Source organism: Winogradskyella sp. ECml5-4, from assembly GCF_036903175.1.
Taxonomy (GTDB): Bacteria; Bacteroidota; Bacteroidia; order Flavobacteriales; family Flavobacteriaceae; genus Winogradskyella; species Winogradskyella damuponensis.
The window spans coordinates 64,074-88,320 of sequence record NZ_JAYJLF010000018.1; the positions used below are offsets into that span (position 1 = coordinate 64,074).

At 30.5% G+C, this 24,247-nt stretch carries 15 protein-coding genes; all 15 read right to left on the reverse strand.

Annotated elements, in window-relative coordinates; translation table 11 throughout:
* Positions 1–16 precede the first annotated feature (16 nt).
* The 15 genes from VDP25_RS15785 to VDP25_RS15855 all read right to left on the reverse strand — a co-directional run bounded on the left by VDP25_RS15785 (position 17) and on the right by VDP25_RS15855 (position 23,913).
* Entirely contained in the window at positions 17–1,330 is a 1,314-nt protein-coding gene (locus tag VDP25_RS15785; protein ID WP_334471377.1) for a DUF4407 domain-containing protein, read from the reverse strand.
* A complete protein-coding gene (locus VDP25_RS15790) occupies positions 1,330–3,375 on the reverse strand; it encodes a hypothetical protein (RefSeq protein ID WP_334471379.1) in 2,046 nt (681 codons plus the stop codon). The genes VDP25_RS15785 and VDP25_RS15790 overlap by 1 nt, the downstream gene beginning before the upstream one ends.
* Positions 3,368–4,165, reverse strand: a complete 798-nt coding sequence (locus VDP25_RS15795) for a hypothetical protein (protein ID WP_334471381.1) — start codon at positions 4,163–4,165, stop codon at positions 3,368–3,370. Before VDP25_RS15795 ends, VDP25_RS15790 begins: the two co-directional genes overlap by 8 nt.
* Position 4,166: 1 nt before the next feature.
* Positions 4,167–4,919, reverse strand: coding sequence for a hypothetical protein (locus tag VDP25_RS15800; RefSeq protein WP_334471383.1), 753 nt, complete (start codon positions 4,917–4,919; stop codon positions 4,167–4,169).
* Positions 4,912–6,300, reverse strand: coding sequence for a phospholipase D-like domain-containing protein (locus tag VDP25_RS15805; protein ID WP_334471384.1), 1,389 nt, complete (start codon positions 6,298–6,300; stop codon positions 4,912–4,914). Before VDP25_RS15805 ends, VDP25_RS15800 begins: the two co-directional genes overlap by 8 nt.
* A gap of 192 nt (positions 6,301–6,492) precedes the next feature.
* Positions 6,493–8,544 (reverse strand): protease Lon-related BREX system protein BrxL, encoded by a 2,052-nt coding sequence (gene brxL, locus VDP25_RS15810; protein WP_334471386.1) that lies wholly within the window; start codon positions 8,542–8,544, stop codon positions 6,493–6,495.
* A gap of 11 nt (positions 8,545–8,555) precedes the next feature.
* Positions 8,556–10,790 carry a hypothetical protein gene (locus tag VDP25_RS15815; RefSeq protein WP_334471388.1) on the reverse strand — a complete coding sequence of 745 codons (2,235 nt, stop codon included), beginning with the start codon at positions 10,788–10,790 and terminating at the stop codon, positions 8,556–8,558.
* Positions 10,787–12,904 (reverse strand): DUF262 domain-containing protein, encoded by a 2,118-nt coding sequence (locus VDP25_RS15820; protein WP_334471391.1) that lies wholly within the window; start codon positions 12,902–12,904, stop codon positions 10,787–10,789. Before VDP25_RS15820 ends, VDP25_RS15815 begins: the two co-directional genes overlap by 4 nt.
* Position 12,905: 1 nt before the next feature.
* The gene (locus VDP25_RS15825; protein ID WP_334471393.1) at positions 12,906–13,376 is read right to left on the reverse strand and encodes a hypothetical protein; all 471 of its coding nucleotides are present in this window, start codon (positions 13,374–13,376) and stop codon (positions 12,906–12,908) included.
* Positions 13,376–17,041: a BREX-1 system adenine-specific DNA-methyltransferase PglX gene (pglX, locus tag VDP25_RS15830; RefSeq protein WP_334471395.1), complete on the reverse strand. Its 3,666-nt coding sequence runs from the start codon at positions 17,039–17,041 to the stop codon at positions 13,376–13,378. Before pglX ends, VDP25_RS15825 begins: the two co-directional genes overlap by 1 nt.
* Positions 17,042–17,046: 5 nt before the next feature.
* Complete coding sequence (gene brxC, locus VDP25_RS15835; RefSeq protein WP_334471397.1) at positions 17,047–20,652, reverse strand: BREX system P-loop protein BrxC; 3,606 nt, start codon at positions 20,650–20,652, stop codon at positions 17,047–17,049.
* A 3-nt stretch (positions 20,653–20,655) separates the two neighbouring features.
* On the reverse strand, positions 20,656–21,219 hold the full coding sequence (locus VDP25_RS15840) for a hypothetical protein (protein WP_334471399.1): 564 nt from the start codon (positions 21,217–21,219) through the stop codon (positions 20,656–20,658).
* On the reverse strand, positions 21,197–21,976 hold the full coding sequence (locus VDP25_RS15845) for a BrxA family protein (protein ID WP_334471401.1): 780 nt from the start codon (positions 21,974–21,976) through the stop codon (positions 21,197–21,199). The genes VDP25_RS15840 and VDP25_RS15845 overlap by 23 nt, the downstream gene beginning before the upstream one ends.
* Positions 21,977–22,427: 451 nt before the next feature.
* Positions 22,428–22,817: a hypothetical protein gene (locus tag VDP25_RS15850; RefSeq protein WP_334471403.1), complete on the reverse strand. Its 390-nt coding sequence runs from the start codon at positions 22,815–22,817 to the stop codon at positions 22,428–22,430.
* A gap of 172 nt (positions 22,818–22,989) precedes the next feature.
* Positions 22,990–23,913 (reverse strand): PD-(D/E)XK nuclease family protein, encoded by a 924-nt coding sequence (locus tag VDP25_RS15855; RefSeq protein ID WP_334471405.1) that lies wholly within the window; start codon positions 23,911–23,913, stop codon positions 22,990–22,992.
* Between the last annotated feature and the right edge of the window lie 334 nt (positions 23,914–24,247).

Sequence of the window (24,247 nt, forward strand, 5' to 3'; positions counted from 1 at the left end):
CTTTTAACATTTTGTCTTATTTAATAATTGTTTTTTCTTTATTCCTAACCAATTCCATCTGCTCTTCTTTCCATTGTTCTATTGCTATTGCAGCTACTTCAGCTTGTGCCTTTGCAATATTTTTTATTAAGTCGTTGTTAGTTTTAAGTTCTTCTTCGATTTTTAATTCATTCATTGCTGTATGTACTTTAACAGACGAATTAATTTCCTGGTTTATATTGCTTTGGAGTAAAAGCTGTTTAACTTTTGCTTCATGCTTTATTCGATCTAAAATATCATCATAAGTGCCTCGTTCCGTCATCATTTTAAACAAAATTGGAGCAATTTCAATAAAAATAAACAGAATAGTTATCAGCCATTTTGCATACCAAACGGCAGTTTTCTCTTTTTCTACTGATACTAGAACTTTTTCTCCATCAACGACATCATAAGATGAAACTTCTTGATACATTAAGTTATCTAAAGCTTTAAGTCTTGCGATTAGTCCATCATTTTGAGCTTGAATTGTCTTTTGACTTTGAATCTCAGATTGTGTTAAATTTTCCCTAGACTTAATTTTAATATCAATTTGATCAATCTTTTGATAATCTTTATCATTTAATTCAGTAAAATCTTCTTTAATTTTCAAATAAGCGTTTTCTGAATCATCAGCAACCTTTTTCAAATCGTCATAATATTCTCCTTTTCCCCGTTTTCCGCTAAATTTCCCTAAATTCCACTCATCATTTTTATCCTTATTAGCTGATTCCCAAAATATTCTTTTGTCTTCAATTGCTTTAATTCTATTTTTTATAGCTGAATCAAGATCAGCTCTTTCTGTTTTTAACCTTGTCAAAATTGGATCGTCCTCTCCTGATTTTATTATAGTATTGTTTGTTATAGCTATTTGTGTGCTTATTTCCGCATTTATCTCTTTTTCAAAAAGTTTCAATTCAAGTGGTGTAGAAATAACAAATCCAAGAAGCATTGCCATTAATAATCTTGGTGCTGCCTCAAAAAGTTCTTGTCTAGAAATTGTTTTCTTACCATCTCCAACTCCAAATGTGGATACTATATATCTATCAAGGTTAAATATTAATGCCCCCCAAAACAATCCAAATACAATTGCCAAGACTGGATTTTTAAAAGCCGTAAAAAATGCATAACCGCCTGCAAAGGAAGCCATCAATGCAGTAAATAATATGGTTCCTCCTATTCCAAAATACTTATTACTATCTGTTGGCGCTTGTTTTAAAATGTCTAAATCGGCTCCTGACGACCATAAAAAAAGCTTATAAATACTTTTAAAAGGCTTGTTTAGCACTCTTTTTATTTTCTCAATAATACTCATTAGGATTGGTGGATTATGTTCTTAATTCTTTTAAATATGGTGTGAATTGCAAAATCTTTTGAAGGTTGTTCAATAGCGTCAAAACTATCAATCAAACTATTTTTTGTTTCAAACTTTGGTAACTCTAAGGTTTGTAAAGAAGGAATTCCTGCGTTCAAATTTTTTAATGGAATTTCAAGAGATTTAAAGCTTTTTAAGCTTACAGATTCTATTTTGGCGCTTAAATTCATTTTAGGAATTTCAACAAATAGTTGTTTAATAACAGGAGCTGGAAATGGATGAGCTTTTACTTCTTCTGTTATTGTTGAGAATAACCCTATTGCCGAAATTTTAAAAATGGTCTCTTCTCTTATAGGAACATGAATTAAGCCACTAGAATCCTGAACTCCTACTTTTGGAGTCATATGGACTTCTTTAGTGTTTTCTGTATCCCAAATCAGATCAATATTATTGATCCCCTCATTCAAATTAATTTCCCAATCAAACCTTTTAATTCTTGGTTTAATAACATCAACAGTGAGTTCTTGCTCTATAAGTTCATCAAAATACCCGTATGCACTTATCTTATAAGTTTGTTCTGCTTCAGGTTGGATATTAATTTCTGAATTACCAGAAAACTCTCCTTCTACACTGGATATTGTAACCTTTTTAACGTTCTCTGTTTCCCAAGAAAGAAGCAATGGCTCTATGGTATTTCTTATAGATTTATCAACCTTAAAACTTTTTAGTAAAGGTTCTCGCTGCAATCCATTAATATGGATACTTTCTGACTTATTGCCGATTAAGTTGTAAGCAACAATCTCAAAATCATTTTCTTTCGTTTTGCATATTACTTCGGCGGTTTTATGCAAAACTGGACTATAGTAGTTTTGATCGATAACAACATATCTACAATAATGTGTTTTAAACGTAATAGTCACGACTTCATCTTTCTCTGATATTGTTTTTTTATCAGTTTCCATATTTTCAATCTGAGGTAATATCCCTAAAGAATTTGTAAGCTCCCTTAAGAATGAATCCCACTCGTCTGATGAAATCCTAACGGAACTATTAGAATAACCAGCATTAAATACTTTAGAAAAATTATCGATTAATTCGTTAAGTCCCGCATCACTAAGACTCGACATAACCTCAAGTAAATTACTATGAACCGCTTTATTTTCAGTTAAAAATTCTGCAGCTTCATAATCTATTTCTGGCCACTTATTCTTTTTGAGATATTTCTTTTTAGTAGCATCATCAGAATCCTTTAGAAAAAAATAAGGCATTACATCAAAAACCAGTTCAAAAATGGCATTAGCTAGAACCCAATATTCTTCCCTAAGTCTATCTTTAACAGAACTCGCATTATTTGCATCGTCACTATTTATAAGTTTTTTCCAAGATCCAGACATCCAGTGACCTATTGCTCCAAGAGTAGAAGGTTTTTCTTGTGTGTCGAAATGATATCCGCTATCATAATCAATAATAGCTAATTGTTTCTTTTGCGGATGGTACCATATAGCTGCTTCTTTTAAGTCAGAATGTATGAATTTTAAAGAATGAAAAAAGGAAACTGTGTGTGCTAACTGGTGACTGATAAATATTTTATCAGGTAATTCTAATTGACGATATTTTGAATTATCCGTGTTCTCTGCACCATAATCTATAAATCCTAGAGTGTTGAGATTGTACATTATGAAAGCAACAACATCAATCTCTTCAATCTCATCATAACCTTTTAAAGCTGCAAATGGAAGCCCTAATAATTCAGGACGTTCTACATAAGTAGGTATCTTCTTTTTTAGTTCATTTTTTTTTAGTTTGATGTGAAGCTTTTCAATAGTATCATATCCATGAGATTCATTTTCCTTATCTGAAAATATTTTAATCACATACTTATTACTTTGTATTCCATTTATGCTTTTAACAGAATAAATCTTACCAAAGCCACCTGCTCCCATTTCGGATTCATCAAAATCAATCGAACTTATAGTGCTTATACTATTAACATCTCCTTGATCTAAAATTGATAGATCTCTAATTTTAGTAATAGTTCTAATCATTACTTTTAGATTTGTAATGATTTAGAACTTCTGGGGAAATTAGGATACCTAAAGCAGCATCATCTTCTAAACGTTTTTCAGATTTTAGTTGTTTTAAAATACTTGTATTAAACAAAACCAGTTGATCTTCAAACTTATCATCTTCATAGTTTTTAGTTAAAAATTCGTCTAGACTGTCCAGAATAATTTGAATGATCGTATTCTCATACCTCCAGTACCGTTGTTCATCATCTTTTAAAATAAAATTATTTTCTAAAGAACCAATACCGTCTGAAAACAATAATAAAATATCGCCCACTTCCGATGTTAATTTCAATTCAATTTCAGACGCTTTTAATTCTTGCTTTCCACTATGATTAGAGATATGCTTTGTGAGTGACCCATCAGGTGAAATATGCGGAATCATTATATCTGAATAGCGATAACAAATTCCAGAGTTCGCATTAACCGCAAAATCACCTCTACATTGAATAATTCCACCATTTCCAAGATATTGTATATTTGCTTTATTGTTTTTTAAATCAGTAACTAAAGATATGAGTGTTGTGCCACCTATTAAATCTTGGTCTTTCAATATTTTTAGTTCATTACTATGAAGTAGGCTCTCAGTCTTTAGCATCCGTTTTTCAGTAAAAAGCTCTGCAACTGTTTTAGCAACTATAGCTGAATCTTTAAACTCACCTATGCCGTCGCAAATAATAAGCCCCTTTAGATCGTTTTCTTCATCAATAAAGAAATCTGCATAATCTTGATTTAGCTTTATATCAATATGTGCTGCGCTTATAAACATCTTAATTGTTAATTTTAGACACGGTTGATATACTCTTAATCATATGGTTTCTTATTTCATCTGGGTTTAATGTAGAGGTAAATAGTGTGTCATCAGAAGCAAGCATCTTCATACTATCCTTATAATCATCTAAATCATCTATGTCAAAACCTTCTTGCCAAGCAGTACTTTCAAAGAATACAGAAGCAAATGTAACTTTGTTATTAAGTTTCAATTCTTTACATTTTTTTAGCGTAATATCATAATCAAAAACAACTCCATCACTTAAAACAATAATAAGTGCTTGTGCATTTTTTTCACTATTCAATCTCAAATAGTCATTACATTCTACTTTCACAGATTCCATTGTTTCGGAAAGTTTGGTCGAATTATAATGTGTAATAAAATTACACGGATTGTAGTCTTTATTTAAATCAAGATCCTTAATAGGCATTTGTTTCATAATATTAATGCTCTCATTTGCATAAGCATATAATGAAATATCAAAACAATTTTTATTCTTACTGGATTGCAATCGTTCCATAACCTCTCTAAAAGAGATATCCATTTCTTCTCCTTTGCTTTTTCCCGTTTTACCTTGATAAGTCATAGATCCCGAACCATCCATAACAAAGATAACTAATTGGTAAAATAACCTGGGAATTGTTAGTTTAGAAAGACCAGCAGAAAGTGCACTAGTATTAATTTTTGATAAATCAATTTTAGAGGTCGTTTTAGGCGCAATGCCTTGCGTTTTTTGTAGTTTGTTACTCATCTTCTGTAAATTCTTTTTCTAGTGAATGGTACTCTTCTTTTAATTGTTCTTTTTGTTCTTCAAAATACACGTCCCAATCATCTATTGCAATGATGGTATTATACTGCTCCGAGCAAAGTATAATTGCTAACTCGTTTTTAAGACGTATGTATTTTTCTTTTAGTGATTCAAAACGTAGTCTCAGTTTCTCTAATTCACTTTCAACAGAAAGATTGAAACTTGGATTCTTAGAAGTAAGATCATCGTGTATGTTCCGTACCGCATCCAGATCATTATTTTTATAAGCATCTGTTAATGTTGTAAAAGCAATAGCGGCTTTCTCTTTATCATCAAAAACACATTTTAAAGAATCTGGATGACAATACTTTGAAGCATTTCTATACAATTCTTTAATATTACGTGTATCATTTTCATTTAGTTCTGGTATATCTATGTCCTTTTCGCGTTCATAATCTTCATTGGTTTGATGAAACTCTTCATCTATCTTTTGAAAATTCTCATCAACAAAGCCAAAACGTTCTAGCTTCTTGTAAATCTTCCTTTTTAACTGTAAAATTTTAGAAATTAAAGGGTTTAGTTCTAAGATATATCTGTGATTAAATTGCTCTAATAGTTTTTCAACATCAGCTTTTTTAACTTCTAATGATTCTAATTGAAAAGAAATAAGATTAATCTGATTTAGCAATTGTTGTTTTTCGATAGCTGTAATATCTACCAATATGGTATGCTCTTTTTCAAAAGCATTCATTTTATCTACTCCTTTCTCATAATCTGCAGCTTTTAAAAGTTGCACGATGTGTGTAACATCGGGATAGTCTTCAAGCTTATAAATGTAGGGCTGCATTTTATGAGGTTCCCCTATTTCTAAAAATGCTTTTATAAGTTTAAAATGTTTATAAATCTCTTGTAAACTAAGTGCCTCTTTATTATCATCTGTCTTATTTGAAAGTTCCTTAAGACGTTTAAATTCTGAAACAAATTCATTTGCTCTTTGCAAATTATCTACAACTATGGTGACCTCTTCATTATTAGTAGAAAATGCTTTTTTAGACCAGTTTGCGCTTCCGCTTATTACCGTATTAAAATCAATAATGCAAAATTTCATATGCATTAACTTAATATCATTCCCTACCATTGAAAAATATCCACCATTAGTATCAATTTGAGAATAATCATTGCGTGAATTATGATTAAACTCGTGATTAGTAATAATGACCTCAACCCGCACTCCTCTTACTTGAAGCTCAACTAACTTATTAAAAAGTTTTATATCAGTAAACCAAGCGACCGCAACAAAAACGGTATTTTCGGCTTTATCTAGGTGATCTAAGATGATACTTTTTACGTCAATTTGTTGCGTAAAATAACTGTCTATCTGCATATTGGATTGGTTTGCATATATTGATTATCAAATATGATAAAATTTATATTATTAAAATTGAGGAAACCCGTAAATCAATTTAATATTATATAGTATAAATTTTCTCCAACAAGATTACCTAAACCTACACTTATTCTATCTACCGATCCTTAAATTAATACTAAGTACAATAATTGATTTCAATAGTATATTCTATTCCCCTAAAATACCTTTCTGCATCAACATTTGATTGTTTGAATAAAAGGGAACATCTGTATTCCCTAAAACCGACGCTGGGACATTTGCTAATTCATTTAAGTTATCCATAGGTACAATTACTGTTTTAGCACCATTGTCTGAAAGCATCGTGATTTTATCTGCAAAATTTATAGCGCGTTCAACGGCACCACCGACTGACAAATTACCAAGTACTGCTAATCCTGGTTTTAGGTTCCTTTTGTAAATAGCAGATATCATAGCCATATATACTGCAGATCCAATACCCGTAGAAATACTTGCTCCAAGCATATTGGTTACTTGAATAGTAATATCAAAATTCTTTAAGGAATGTTGCTCATTTAAGATGCTTTTTTCATTCGCTTTAATATATTGGAAGGTGTTTTTAATATTTTCTTTTACCTGAGTATTGCTTACACCCGAAATATTTAGTTTACCCGAACCTGATGTTATTACCGCCTCAATTCTTACTAAAGCCATATTTTCACCGTCACTTGTAGATGTATAACATACACCTGGAAGTAGTGGTGTGTTTTCAATTAGGTGAGAGCCTTTTTCTTCTGGAAGACCTACATAATGTTCTTCTTGAGTATCTTTATCTATGTATGAAAAATTGGTATCCCAAAATTCCATACCACCAATTCTTTTAAGTTGCTCTTTAACTCTCCTTCTCATTTCTATTGCCAATTCAAGATATTCTCGAATGTTTTCTTTGGTGTAGTTACCATCTGGATGTAGAAGTTTAATATAACCAGATACCGTTTTTTTAACTGGTTTGGTATCTCTTTGCTTTAGGTGAGAACCTAATGTGAAGAATTCATCAATCGCATCTGTATATGTGATTTTTCTAAACGATTTTAAACATTCCGAAAAATAATCCGTACTAAAACCAAAATTACTTGTAAAATTTGATGGTGAAAATTTAATCATTTCCCAACCAGGAAGGTAAAAATGAATTCTATCTAAAAAAGCGGTATCGCTATTTACTTCATCAGATAAAGCACTAAATAGATGACTTGTTTGTAAAACCGTTTCTACTGGTTGATTTATATTTCCATTTAAAATAATAGAGGCAACACCTGTAATTTCACCTCCTGCTCCTGCTCTAGAAAAAGAACCCGATTCCATATAATCTTTCATTAATGGGATGGCATCTTTTTCTTTAAAAATTTTATCTGTAGCTTCATCAAAGCATATTGCATCCCACTGACCAACTGCTCCAACTTTGCCTGAACCTCCATGTACAAATAATTTAGCAACTGTACCTTGACCACCCGACACTAATACTGCGTATGGTGTGAGTTCTTTATAAACAAAAGACTTCCCTGTGGATCGTGGTCCTAGTTCGATAAAATTGAAATTCGATTCTACCATTGGGATTAATCGAGATAGTAGTAACATTTTAACTCTATCCGTCATTCCTTCAGATTCGGGTTCATAACCACAACTCCTAAGCAATACATTTAACCATTCCTTTTTATCAAATTCCTTTCTCTTCTCAATTAATTTAGAATTGTCGAACGTCGAAAGTTGAATCGGTTTAATATCTTGAATTATAAAAGGTGTCCCTTTGCTTCCATCTTTAGAAAAAGCATCATATTCAATATCTATAATAGCCCAAATACCACCCATTAACATTTTATCATGAGCACTAACCATATCATCTGAAATAACACCATTTTTAATGTTACTGTTTTGTAAATGCGCCCAATAAACGTCTTTAGTAGTATCTAGCTTAACTGATATTTTATCTATTATTTTAAAGGTCCCTTTTTCACGAATTTTAGACTGGATTAAATCACTTTCTTCTGGATTAACATAATGCTCAGAAAGAATTTTCTTAACATTTGCCATACCTTCTTTTATCTTTTCTTCATCATCTGTAGAGCAAGAGTTAGCAATTAAATACTCTAAAACAAAAACAGGAACATTAGCACCAATTTTCACTGATCTTACAAGGTCTTTCTTTACCACGTAACCTCTAAAATTGTCTAATAGTTTATTATCTAATGGATCTAAAATTATCATATTTTATATTTTTAAAGTAAGCCGCCTAAATCTCTAGCTGCACTTTGTGACACTGTGATTTTATCTAATTGCTCTAGTGTATTTGCATCTAAGACTTTGATTTCTATAATAGAATTAGAATCAAACTGATATTCTTTTTTAATTTCTCCCCCTTTTATAACGGTAACTATGTCACTCTTGTTTATTTCTTTTCCGTCAACAAAAAACAATAAGACCACTTTACGTTCTAAAGCAAATAAATTATCAGAATCCGAAGTTCCTTTAAGTTTAATGGAATATAAATTTCCTGTAATATCTTTTAAATTGGCTTTATTTGAAATAACAACTTCTAATAAATCATTGTTTCTATTACCATTAGTCCATTTAAAAAATGGAATTAATGTTTCTTGAGGTGACATACCACCATGACTAAATCCATATACACCAGGTGTCTTAAAAGGACCTAGTCTTTTTGCGTAATAACTGTACTCAAAATCGTTGTATTTTTCTTTTCTTTCAATAAGTAAATTCTCATCAAATGATTGCTGTGTTTTACTACGAATATACCTCTCATTTTTCTTCACTGAACCAGAAAAATCAATCTCAATCTTATCTGAATTTTCGAGAACACCAGTAAGTGTAAAGCCATGATCTGTTACTAAATATACTTGCTTATACCCATTTTGAAGTAGTTGCTTAATTTTTTGTGCAAATGTACTAGCGACTTGACCAAAGTATTTTAATGCTTTCTGCTGATACGTTTCACCTAATTTATCGGGATCTTTATAGCTACAAATTAAATAATTCGCTGCATCTGTTGTCTCATTTACATTTTCTAAATCAATAAATCCAATGTCTTTATCCAGATTGGAATGCACTAAAAATTTTTCTCTGTCTTTTTTTGATGCTAAAACTTCTCCTGTATTCACATACAGTTGACTCATATTATGCTCCGTTTCTGAAGGTAAACCTGCAAAAAGATAATTTTTTGTCAATTCGTAATCTGATTTTTCAAAAGACGAAATTATATCTTGCGCAAACTCCCAAGACACACCATCACCAACTACAATAGCTGTTTTACTAGTATGCTTATCCAATATTTCTTGAATCTTCCCTGTTTGATTCGATTGGTAATCCTCTATATACCGAAACCATTTCTCTAGATATATGCTTGCTAAATTTTTGTAATATTCTTGTAAGGGCTCTATAATTTCTTTGTGAGTCAAAAAGTTGCTATACAATTTACGAATAGCCTGATCTACTTTATAAAAATGCTTGATGTAAAAATCTACAGCTTCTTGAAAAGAACCAATTTGATTAATATTTTTTTCGTCAAACTCTAAAAGTATTTTTACTTCTTTCCAAAAGTTAATCTCTAATCTATTCGCTACTTTATCCGTATTTCGCTGATTGATTTTAGGCAGTATCGTAGTAATGTATTTACTGTCCTTAATTTGTTCACCAATCTGTTTTAACCAAAGTTCATCAATCTTTTTAAACGGGTGTGATGGATGAATATTAAAAAGGTTTGTTTTGACTCCTATTTTGTATTTCTCAAGATATTTAGCAAAAGATTTTTGATAGCTTAAACTGTCTAACCAAGTCATGTAAACACTTAATAAGACAGGCGAAATGTTATTATTCCACAAACCATTTAACATCTCATTAGCTACTTCTGACGCTAATGTTTGCGCTGGTTTTTTCACATAAGTTTGCCCTATAAGTTCTGATACTTTTTTGTAAAAAATGTCTTGCGTTGTACTATCAAACTTTTTTACAAATGCTTTTGGATTATCTAGAAAAGGCAATAACTCTTTTTCTAAGTCAAATATTTCTGAAGCGCCTTTATGACTTAAATCCATCCAATAGGTTTGATCCTTTCCAACGCTTACTTTAGCTGCTGAAATCAATTCTTCTTTAGGTAGATTTATGTTTAAATTTAAGTGTTCATTTACTTTTTTCTTGATGTAATGTTCTAAATATTTAATCGGTACATATCCATTAGTTTCACAATACTCGCGTATAAATTTAAGATCGTCTTTTGGTGTTGTGGTATATATTAGATACTTACCTCCATCTTTTAAGGATTTTTCAATATCAAATTTAGCTTTCAACTCTTCTATCTCATTTGAAGTCGTGTAAACCTTAACATCATCCTTTATTTTGTCCATTAAAAATGAAGCTTCCTTCGATTCATCAACAACCACAGCAATAGCATGCGACGCTAAAATATCCTCTATATCTTTTTTAAACCATTTGTCTATCATAATTGAGTTTCATTTAAGATTATTGCATCTTGTGGTTCTTCTAAATCTTCTTTAATAAGCATAAAATCCAGCCCTAACACTTTATATTTAGTTTCATCATTTAAATTATTATAATTTTCCCCTATAAATTCACATAGATATTTGAGCATGTTTAACCCTCTTTTAACAATAGCATCAGGTGTCCATTCCGGATTCTGTGAAGCTACCAGCATGGCAGACATAGAATCATATTTATAGCCTCTATTTTTGTATTTATCACCTTTGTTACCTTTATCTACTTTGAACAAAAACGGATCATTGCTAAATGAAGAATTATCGCTAGATGATATAGCCAATAGATTACCAATACTATTTGCAAGCTGTTTTCGCTCTGAAGGTTTAAACTCTTTAAATGCAGACCAATTGTTTTGAATTTCATCATAGTCTTTTTTTATTCCAGGTTTACCTTTCTTCCTTTGGGCTGAATAATCTTTTAAAGACAGAGTAGCACTTGTAGGGAAAATATGTTCTATGCTGTTTTTAGAATGGAAGTCCTTCCAACTTAATTCACTAGATTTAGTACTTGTGCTATTGATGTTTCTTAAATGATTATCGTATTGAAATAAAAAATAATGAATACCTGACCATTTATAAAAACCTTGTTGATGTCCTGTTTTAAATAATTCAATACATTGGTTCTTAAATAAATCAAACCAATAATATTGCTTCGTATATTTGATTAATTCTCCTTCGGTTTCTTTAGCATTTTTGTTGTTTAGATATATTCCATGTGCTAAACTATATATCTTACTATCGCCTGTGTTTGACTGCCTATCAGAGACATCAAAAACTTTAAAGCTATATTTCTCGAGCGTATTGATTGTTGAAATAAAATCGCTTCTATCTTTTCTGGATAAAATGGCTAATAATAATGGTTTAAATGACGTTTTTAAACCTACTCTGTGAATACCTTCAATTGCTTTTCTTAACTCAAGTTCTTCCGTTTTAAAGAACCATGGGTTATTTAGTTTATTCCACCATATTGAACATTTTTGAAGAGATTTTACATATCTTTTAGTATCCTTTATCGTTAAGGTTTTATTATATACACTTTGAAGATTAAAGTATTCATCAAATAAATAATTTGCGTAAACATTAGCTACATCTCTTTTGTAATTTCCAAAGTATGTTATCCAGTGATTTTTAACAAAATCTTCATCATTTAGTGGTCTTAACTTATTCTGACCTAATGATTTATAAATAGTAATCCATGCTTGATTAATAGCTGCTCCAAGTGCTTCTTTTTGTGCAATTAACAATTTGTCATTTGGTTCCTCAGAATTATCTAATTCATTTTCAGCTAACTCAAATTTATCATTTAAGTACATTAGTCTATTTTTGAGTTTTTCTAATTCAGAAAGAGGTTTTCCTCGATTGTTCATGGTCTCAAAAACTACATATTCATCTAGTTCTTCTGGAAGAATATATTCATTAAACCTTAAGTTACCAGTTACTTGATTATAGAGATTTTGTAGTGCCGTTATTTCATCTGTGTTCTCAGCATTGATGTATAGACCTACCATAGTTTCAAAAAACACTCTTGCTTTTAATAAATTTTCGGTATAAACACTTTCATCACTATCGTCTTCAACCTCATCTAGTTTTAGTATGTGTTTTCTAAAAAACTTATCACTTGGATTGTCTTTTTCATACCCAAAAATATAAGCCTTTGCACCTTTATCTATAAACAAATATTGAATTTCAGCATCCTCTTTTCTAAGTCCTAAAATATGGTCTAATAAATTTGCTTTTTCAATGATTACAGATAACAGGATTAATATACTAGTAATTCGTTGTTGACCATCAACAATAGCATATTGTGCATGGTTGGGTAACCAAGTATAATCCTTATTTTTAACCTCAACCATGGTTAATAACCCTGTATAATGCCAACTATTTTCTTGAATATTAAACAAATCATCCCATAAGTCTTTTAGTTCTCCTTTGACATTTTTAAGTGGTTCTTTCGAACTTGGATCTATGGATTTATTGTTAGACCATGAAAACCCTCTTTGGTAAGAAGGGATTCTTAATATTCTATTTGTAAAAATTTCGTGTATTGATTTTAAATCCATTTTAGTTTTCCCTTAAATTGGTTACTCTTAGTTCAATCTCATCTTCTTCAAAACCAATCCATTTATTTTTTAAACCTTTATTTAAACCAGAAATTATCCATTTTGCATATCCCTTTGTTTTAGCAAAATTATCAGCTATATATTCTCCTTCAATCCCTAATATATTTGGATTAAAAACGTGACCTATTTCGTGAAGAAGAATGGCAATAACCTCTTCAGGCAGCAACATTTTAAATTGATTGGCATCTATATTTATTAAGGTTAAAATACCTTGTACATCAATGTCTTGTAATTTAATTGTAGATGATGGTGAAACCGTTCTAATAAATAAAACATTGTTATTAGCCAACACATCTATTTCTTCTTCTGTTAATTTATTATATAGCGTTTCTAATGAGCTGCTAACACTAAGTAAACCGACCAAACTTTGATGTTTAAATAGGCTCCTAAATTTTCTTATTTTTTCACTCATTACCAATCTGCATTTAAATATTTCTTTAATTGTCCTTTGTTAAGCACCTCATAAGCGAGCATTCCTTTGTTTTGTAGTGGTGCTATATTTTTACCAACACCATCATCTAAAATAGGGTCATAACCTTCTGCTAATAACTCGTCTATTTTTTGCTTGAAGCTTTCTATTTCTTTAAGTTGCTTGTAAATTTTATCTAGCTCGTTTTGCTCTGAAGCTGTTAATACAGATTTAGCTCTTAAATCACTTTGGCGATTATCTAAAGCTCGCTCACGTTGCTCTATATATCGAGAACGAATACTTAATAGCTTATCTCTATTCCATTTGTAAATAATAATGTAACAATCAAAACCTTGCTCTGGACCAGAGGTTAAATGCCAAATAAATGGTGTTTTTGGCAAGTACATAAATAAGTTTAAATGGTCTGAAAATGCTTTGAAAAAATGATGATTAATATACTCGTTTAACTCTCTACCTAATACGTTATCAAAAGAAGAGTACTGTGCCATAGAAAAACCTTTTTCTATAAACTTTTCTTCTACACGGTCGAGTAATACTTTTTCACCTGCATTGGGTACTAAGGGTATAATACCATCATCATCTTCTAATAGAATTTCTCGTAATAGATCTGCTAAAAACTCCATAGCCAAATCATTCATACGTTGTTTTGGTACTACATTGCTTTCTTTAAACCAATACCAAACGTTTATGGGGTTTATTTGATGGCGAATACAAAACTCTTCTAAATCATTATTACTTTTATACAACTGTGGAAACTCACTTTCAATAGCTTCTCGTTCCTCTACTGTAAATTCTTTTTCTGGTAAATTTTTTATATATTCTTTAATATTATCTAAAGGAAATTCTGCTGTTTCATTTTTTAAATAAGCTTGTTTTGCTTTTGATGTCACGGGAAATGACCCAATACTATTACCTTCCAAAGATAGAACTAATGCCTTATCAGACTCTGTTAGTCCATATATTTTAAAGATTTTGTCATTTATAATAGCCTCATTTAAATGCATTTGAGTAAGAACGCTATTTTCAAATGTAAAATAATGTTTAACTCTTACTACTAAGCTACTAACTTTTTCAACTTCCAAAGGGGAATTAGAGAAGGTGCTTTCTATTAAAGAAAAACCCGTAAGCATTTTTTTAATTTTAATATTTGTTTCAGCTAAAGAAACAATAATAGTTTTCCTCAAATCATTATTATCAACAAAAGGAAATTTAGCAATATCCCCCCAAGTCAATGCTGCTGTTGGGTTAAGGCAATTTGCTACATATTGCGAGAATTTTGAGTTAAGTAACCCTATTGTATATTCAATAGAACTTACTTTTTCATCAACAAAAATACTTGGTGCAGTGATATCAAAAATGTGCCCTTCAGGAATAATACGAGCAGAAATTCCCTTGACGCTTATTAAAGAATTTGTTATTCCCCTTTTAAAATAATAGTTTTCATTTCTAACTGCAGTTCCTATTGCTCCATAATTTTTAACATCTTTGCCACTTTCGTTCCAATTAACCGTAAGCCAAATATTTCCATACCATTTATTATAAGGACCTCCTTTAATATAAGGAACCCATTTATCACTCTCAATTTCCCACCAGAATCGAAGAAACCTAATATTATTTGCCGTTGATAATCCAGTACAAACTTTATTAATTTCTCCTAACATACCTTTTTTGAAATTCTGTCTAAATTCATCACTAATCCAATAAATAAAAGGAAAAGATTTAATGATTTTTAGCCTAGATTGATCTAATTGGTATGTTCTCTCGTTCGTCTTTCCGTTAATATACTCGTCAAGAGCTTTAAGGAAATGAGGCTTTTTATATTTTTCTTGAAGGTTTTTTGACAAATTAAAATACAGTCCTTTTTTATTAGACTCATTTTTACTTAAAATATAAAAAGTAGCTTCAGCTAAAATCCCTGGTCCAAACATATTTACTCTATCTAAACCAAAATCAACAAGTATATCAATATGTGATTCTTCCAAAATATATTTTCTGACATCCTCAAATGATTTTATATACATAAAAGTATGTGGATGTACAAGCGCTACCATGCCATGCTTGTTAGTTAGCTCAAAACAACGTTTTATAAAAGTAGCGTATAAGTTAGTGTGAAACTTGTAAGGTTTTTTATAATTATTTTCCACAAACTTTTTTAAATCAGGTCCAAAATCACTACTATCAGTATAAGGCGGGTTTGCGGTAGCTACATCGTACTTTTGAGAAATTAACTTTAAAAAAGTAATAGCATCTTTAGTTTTATCCGTTAAAAATGAGTTGCCTTGTTGGGTAGCATATTGGGTAACTGCAGTTTCTAGATTTTTAAAGAACTCGTTTTTAAAACGGTTGTATTCGGTTACTTCTTGTGCATCAAACAACGTAATACCGTCTTTATTTAAAATACCGTGTAATTTTATACTTAGTTTTTCTTCTATACGTATTAAAGAGCCAAACTTATGTGCGTCTTGTAAGTCTATCCAAATTTCTTCTATAATGGCTAATTGTTTAGCATCGGTAACACCTTGCTTAAACAGCGGATATACAAAGTCGAAATCTGGCAAGTTAAAATCTGAGCTTACTACGTTAAAATTAAGCTTACCAATGCTTCTGCGTTTTTGTTTGGCTTTAATCCATAAGCCTAATTGCGCTAATTGTATGGCACGATCGTCAAGATCTACACCGTGTAAATTGTTTTCTATAATGAGTTGTGCAATGTCATCTTCGTCATAATCTGCACCAAAATTGTCTATTTGGTCTTCGTACAGTTTATAGAAAAACTCAAAAGCATAGAGCAAGAAATTACCAGAACCAGAAGCTGGATCAATCAGTTTTATTTCGTGTAACGGTTTTGGATCTCTACTGCGTGTTTCAGGTGCATTGGCAATTTTAAAGTTGTCTTTTATCTCAGAATCTGGGTGCATTTCTAAATACATTTTCCCTAAAGAATTCTGTACTAAAAATTCTACTACCCAACGTGGTGTATATACTTGAGACTGTAAACTAACTTTGTTGTATTCCGTTTTGTCTTTACTGTCTTTATGTGCTTGCTTTTTTACATTGTTATAACTTTCATACAACCAACCTAAAATATCATCGCTCTGCCAAATATTTTCTTCTATTTGACTGTCTTGTGCTACCGCATTAAAAGCCTCTATAATTTGGTTTAAGTCTATAACATACGGTAATAAAGCGTACGGATAGTTTTTATGAAATAACGGTATGCTTTCTCCTAACTGGTCAAACTCGTATTTAAAATAGTTGCGTAAACCTTCTAATTCTTCACTACGCATCTCTGAATTTTGTTCTAACCATACTTTATGTCCAAAAGAACGATCACCGTGTTCTGCCTCTTTAGTTACTATTGGTGGAAATAACTGATGCGCTTCCATTACTTTTATGGATGCCAAACGGTTAAAAAGTGTAAACGTAAGTTCATCTAACGCTTTCTCTCGAGCAGCTTCATAACTTCCAGCCTCTGCTTTATGACTATTGATTAAAACATCTATTTTTTGTCGTTTATCGTGAGATGCTTCAGGTATTTTAGATATTTCTACTTCCTTAGTTGGACCAATACCAAAACGAGCAAATTCGTTATTAAAGGATTTATATATAAGGGTACGAATGTGCTCTACGTGATCGGATAATTTCATAGTGGTTAGTTATTCACAGTTAATTCAACTTCATCATCATTATCCATTCCTGCCATAGCTTGTAATTGTGCAGAAAGAAGAGAACGATACTCTTTAGTAGTCATTACGTTTTTAGCAATAGTTAACTGTAGCTTTTTAGGCTGTTTTGGTTGTTTGGGATCTTTGGGTTTTGGTGCTTCTTTTACAAAATCTCCAATTAGCATTTGTAAGTCTGTTTCTTTTGCAGGTACTAATGCTATGTAATTCAGTATATCTGACAATGAATATTTACTATCCTGACAAGCAATATGATATTCTAAGCGCACACCTTTAACAATTCTATCCTCACAATAAGCTTTTAAAACTGCTAGTTTTGATAGGCTATTTTTATTTAATTCCGCAGGGAAATTTTTAGTTAGATTATTAAGTGCCTGTTCCACTTTTTCTTTTAAAGTAGAATAGTTGGAAGACATTACCGTGGCATTGCTATCCATTAGCAGGTAATATTCGTCTTTAATTGTTTGTGCTGCTTTTTGGATGTCAGTAAAATGGTCTATTACATCTTTTTTATAAGCTTCGTTAAATTGAACTGTAGTTTTTGCAATTAATGTGTTAATAATCCCTGCCTTGGTTAATTCTGTATCTACATTATTAACAAAATTTCTAAAGCCTTTAATTTTATCTAGATTCTTTTTAATAAATTTTTCCGCAGATACGATACTTTTAATTGCTAATATAAAATCGTCTTTTTGATTTAAAAAGTCTTCGGCTTTTTCTATATAATTAGCCTCAGTTGTTTTACCAGTATAGTTTTGTAATATGCTTTTTTGAGCATTTACTTTTGGAAATAATTTATCGAAATCAGGTTGCGAGTTTCTTAACGTATTTAACGCGGATATAAAGTGATTAGCTAACTGGGTTACCGCATCTGAAGCTTCAAAATCACTAACATTAAATCGCATTTTTTTGTTGGTATGTTTTTCGAAATCTAAATCTAATAAACATTGAATAAGTGCATTTTTTTGAGATGCGTTTAGTGTTTTTGTAATGGACTTGTATCTGGCTCCTCTAAATTTTATACTAGAGGTAAATACATCGTGTGCTGCTTTGTCGTTATATGAAAAATACTCTGTATCGTTAAACTTAATTACTAATCTTCCTGCTCTAAATAAAACTGCTAATGCGGTTGAAATAGATCCATAAGCATATCCCCAAGGTGCAATAGATAATTCTTCTTCTAGGCTTTTACCATCAATATATCTGGTTCTAATTTTTGATGTAATTTCTTCAATAATCTTTAAATGATCTCCTGTAAAATTACCATTGGTATCAAAAAACTTAAATTCATCACCCGAGAAGAAACGATGCAATTTTTCGGCATTAGATTCACTTAACAATTTAATTCCTATAGTTTCAGATAATTGATTCGAAAGCCTTTTTGTGTATATATTCTTAATTAACTTTCGTTGAAATTCATTGATATAACCTTTAAAGTTGTCTTTATTCAATATATTTTCATCAAACAAGTAAATTATAGAACCATTAGCATAAGCTGCTTCAATTAAATTGATAAGGTCCTTCTCTTTTTCCTCTTTTATGGAAACAAACTCTCTAATGATCTGGCGCTTATTAGAGTCGTCATCATTAGCATATTTTTCCTCCATATAGCCATAGCGCTTAACCTCCTCTAAAAGCCGATCAATTTCGTTAAATCGGCTATTGTCTGGTACTAATGTAATAAGCTCTTTAGTATATTGGGTATCTAACTTTAAGCCTTCAATAAAATCTTGACGTGCTTCGTTTATATTAAATAGACTATATGCTGTAAGTCTTAAGTTTCTATTGTTAGATGCTATTATTTCGTCATCTAGATCTGTAAGTACGTTAAAATTATAAGCAACCGAATCTTCATTAATTACTGAAATCTGTCTGAAAATTGACATTTTTTTAAGATAGACTACCAATTCTCTTTTTTTGATGAATAATTCTACATCAAAATCTTTCATTTCCTCTAGCAACTTCCCTTCTAAATTAGAAGTAATTTTGTAATTGCCATTAGATAACAATAATATTTTAGAATCGACTAGTAGGTTTAGAGCTTCTTCTACTTTTGGTTTTACTTCATAATAAGTAGAAATATCTTCGATGTATACTTTTGTGATATTCTCAATTGTAGCAGATATCAATTCAGACTCATTAACAAAGTGAAGCGATTTTAATAGTAGCTCTCCATCAATTTGAATACCTGTATTTTTTATTATACTTTTTGCATTACTGTATTTATTTACCAAATCTACAGGTGGCGCCGTTTGAGCCTCGGTACATAAATCATGAGCAGTTGTAAAACTATACAACTCTCTATCTCTCATTTCTTTTCTTAAAATGTCGAACGTTGTAATAATCATACCACGAGCAGCAATTTGTGTTGCTACCAAGGCATTAGAACTAAATAAGAATTTTTGAAGTAAATCGAATTGATATTTATGAAATGGGTAATAGGTTGCAAATTCTTCTGCAGATTCTGTTTTAGTTGGGAATGTTGATTTTAAGTTGGTAGAATCACTTATCAACCCATCATTACTCTTATAATAATTTATTAAATCCGAAAAAGATGCGTCTTTTTTTAGTAATAATCTATTACGTATAATAACATCTACTTCTGTCGATTCTAAGTGTATTTTAGTTTTAAAACGGTCTGTCACCTTAGTTAACTGACTTTTATTAACATTTGCATTGTTAATGACATCGTCTAATTTTTCTTGAGCAATAGCAATGGTCCAAACTTTATTACTGATACTAGAAAGACTTTCTGCAATACCCTCTAAGTCTAATAAGTTGAATTTTTTCTGGCTGATTGCTTCACTAGCTTCATCGAAAACAAATACTAAATTTTCATCAGGAAATTTATCTAAGTATTTTTTTAATTCTTCATTAAATTTTACAGCAGAGAAGTTTTGAATGGCATAACTGTAAGTGTTTTGTGTGTCTTCATACTCCGCATCGCTATAGTCCATTGCTGCATAAACGCGACGCATTGCCTTAGCTATTTCTCTATTATTGTTTTTTATTTCTTCCCAATCCTTACCAATAAGCTCCTTCGCTTTTTCTTTAAGAAAATCATATTTCTCGTCAATAAAAAGATCATAAGCCATATAGCCGTAACGATCATCTCGAAACCCAAGACTTTTTAAAAAATTAGAAAACAGTGTAAAGGCTAAGCCATTGTCTGTATTCTGTTTTGCTATATCTAAGAAAATAACTTTACTCTTAATTGAGTCTAGCTTTCTAATATCATTTTCAATCAAACTTTGATTGGTTACTCCTGCTAAACGTGGCATAAAACGGTCTCTTGCACTCGTTCCATTTATGGTTGGATTATCAATTAAATATCCTAACATTTTACCAAAATAAGATTTACCCGATCCGTAAAATCCAGATAACCAAACACCTGTTTCTTTAATGTTACTGGTGTATTGAGAAACGAATTTAGATAGATGTTTTCCTAATCCATCTGTTATAATGTAAGATTCTATTTCAGACTGGATCTCATCTTGTGATTTATCTTCTAAATCAATTACATTCTTAATATCCTCGTTAAGATCGAGTTTTAATATATCTTTAATTGTCATCATATCTTATTCAATTACAGTACATCTGTAGTTATTAGCATGTTTAAAATTTAAAAAGAGAAGGGTGTCTGTTGCTTTTTCATATTTGGAAGGATACCCAATTACTAATGGTTTTTTTAACCGCATTACAAAACCATGTTCCATAATGTTATTATTTTCAATTCCAGTTCCGTAGAGCGCACCCGTTCTGATTAATACTGGTATTTTATCATTTTTTTCTGCATTCTTTATTTCATTAATGATTAAATCCATTAAATCTGGAGTAGGGTCATCAGAATTAAAAACTACATGTGGAGTGTCTTTAAAATCTAAATAATAATTTTTGAAATCCTCCCAACCATCTTGCTCAATAAAGCTGACTAATAATTCCGCTACATTTATAAAAGTAAATTGATTGGAATCTAGTTCTTCTTTTAATTTATTCAGATAAAGTTCTTCTTCATTAGGTGGATAAGTAAATAAAATACTTCTTCCGCCATTTGCCTCTCTTGATAATTGTGTTTGATTTGAAGCATGAAGAGTTATCTTCAAATTTTCAATCTTTGCTTTATGATCGTCCAAATATGCCATCTGCTAATTCATTTAGTTTAAATATAGGTTGAAGAGATAATTTTGTTCCAGAAAATGCCATTCCAATAAATCCTTTTTGAGCTACTCGTTTTACCCGTTCGTTAAAACTTTCATTCGAAACAAAAGAGAAACCATTGAAATCATGATTTAAGAAGTTTGTTCCCTCTCCATAAATAGCAACCAGTAGATGTAAAAACACAGCAAATTCTTGATCAGAAATCTGAACATGAATTAGATGTTTTTTTTGAACACCTTCAACAAAATTTAATTTCCGAAGAATGGTAAGGTATTTAGAAGCTACAGGTTCGGTTGTTTTTTTTGTCCAATTCTGATTTTTAAAATCTTCATCTCGCTCTTTAAGGTCTTGCAAAAAATAAAAGACATCATGCCCTGTTATAGTCACTTTACCATTAAAATAATATTTTAGATAAAGTTCTTTACTGATAACATTAAAAAGTTTATTGTTAATTGAAAGCTGCCAAAATATCAATAAATTATATGGTAATGTCTGATTCAAAGTGCTGAAAAATGAACGGTAAATATCTTCATGTTTAGAATTTTGAAAAGTAAGAATTGAAGACTTTATGCCTCGATAAAATCTTCCTCTACCTTCCTCTGTTCTAATTCCAAAAATATTATCTTCAACAAAGCGCTTCTTTAAATCATTTTCACCATTAAAATAGCTTCTTAGTGATTCATGAATCATGTGATAATCTTGTATACCTCCAAAGGAGTTTATATCTGTGTTATAGTTCAATTTTTAAAAAATATAATTTGGTATTTATTATTTATTTCGTGAATATAATACAATTAAAATTCTTTTATCCTTGAGCTATTTTAAATGTAATCATGAGGTTTGAAATATAATAAAACACTTCATATTTATAAATGAAAAGTATATTATTTTTTTGAAGTTTCATTACGGGATTCCGTAACGGATGAATTTAAATTTTAGAATTAAAAAAGTACTTATTACACTGCTTGAATATACGTTTACAAAACATAAATTTCTAGGTAACGAAGAATGTTGCTAAACTCCTTTTTTAAAAGCCATAAAGATAAAATGATGAGTCCATTTTCAGATCTTGAGTCTGGTGTTCGACTAAGTATATATTTTTAAATTAAGAACTCAGAAATAGCAGGTGTTCAATTTCGTAGAATTCATTAGAGTGTAGAAAACTTAAATCAACATTACATTATAAAACATATTAAAACGGCACTAAACTTGAGACCCCAGAATGTTGGTTACATCTATAAATATCCACAATCTCTTCATCTATAAATTTCACATAGATAGCGTAAGTGTTATTAGAAGTATTACCTGTAAAAACAAAAACAGGCTCACTACATAAACACCCTGTACAAATATTTGTTGAAAGCTCTAAATAAGTATCACCTTTGGCCTGAAATTTTGAAAATATTCTTTTTTGTTCATAGATAAATGAAGGCTTTTTCATATCCTGATAATAAGCATCATCATCTAACAAATCATTTAATTTATGATAATCTAAGTTCTGAAAGGCTTCTAGAACTTCTAAGAGATATGATTTTACGTCCTCTTTTATTGCTATCTTTTCTACTAATTCTAAAGCTTTCATATGTTATAATCGTTTTTATAAAGTTAGCTAATTAATTATGATATAAAAACCAAGGCTTAAATTAAAATAGACTTAACAAAGAATCTTTATACTTATTTAAGTTTTTAAATAAAAAAAAAATACGATCAGGTAATTAAGTTATCAAAACAACGAGCAATAGAATTATAATCACTTATAGCCATTCTCCTAGAATATTTTTATTTTCAATTATCCAATTTCTTATCCGTTCAAGATTCTTTAATCCAATATTTACATTTTGTAGTTGCTCGTTAAAATCTTTTGTTCGGTCAATTTTACCTGAATAAACTCTAATCGAAAAACTTTTACTATGTTTTTCAAACTTAGCCCAGTCAGGAAGTATTTCTTTTATTTTAAACTCTACTTCTTCAGATACCTCTTTAAAGGTAGCGTCTATATTTCCTTGTGCTAGTTTATGATAAAAAACAATATTTTTTAACGTATCATCATAAAGCATTGGCCAATCACTATTATGAGGAACAATATCTGGTTTTTTCATTATCAAACTCGGATATTTCTCCTCTTTAAATTTATAGTATGATTGCCAAAAATTTTGAACTGGAATAGAATTTATTGGTTGATATCCACGTCTTAGTTTTTCTATTGCGATTTGTAATAAATTACTTTTAAAAATATTTCTTTTAGACCCCATAAACTCAAATCTTTCCGCAATCGTTTCGTAAGTCAAGTAATTTTCAAAATCACTTTGGTTTTCACAGTAAAAATTTGGTGCAACCAATACAGCAAAAGCATTATCACATTCTTCATGTGCCAAATATTCATCTACACGCTTTAAATAACGATTGAATTGTTCATTTTGGAAAGAAGCATCTAGTTTGTTTTCTATAAGTACATATATTTTTTTGTTGTTAGAATTATATGAAAACAATATATCAGTTTCACCAAGCCCAAATGCAGAAATACTTCTCCAAGATCCATTTACCGATGTCAAGTTAGGTAAGCCTAATTCTCTAATAAACCATTCACAAAACGAATTGTCAGTAGATAGTTCTTCGAGTAGAATTAAGTCAACATCTCTTTCTTGAATAGACTCAACAGGTAAAATAAATTGTTCCATATTTTGTTTTTCTAATTAGCTACAATGCGCTTGTATGTGACCTGTTAGATATTTCAAGCATCTAATCTAAGAAATGTAATCCGAATAGAAAATCTTTGAGGTTTTTTTACCAGAACTCAAAAGTTTCTAATAATTTCAATTTTACAGCTAATTTGCCTCTATTATTTATTACGGTTTTATTGTAATTCTAGTACGGTTTAATTTGGGGCGGTTCACGGTTTTATTGCGGTTTTATTGCGGTTTTATTGCGGTTTTATTGCGGTTTTATTGCGGTTTTATTGCGGTTTTATTGCGGTTTTATTGCGGTTTTATTGCGGTTTTATTGCGGTTTTAT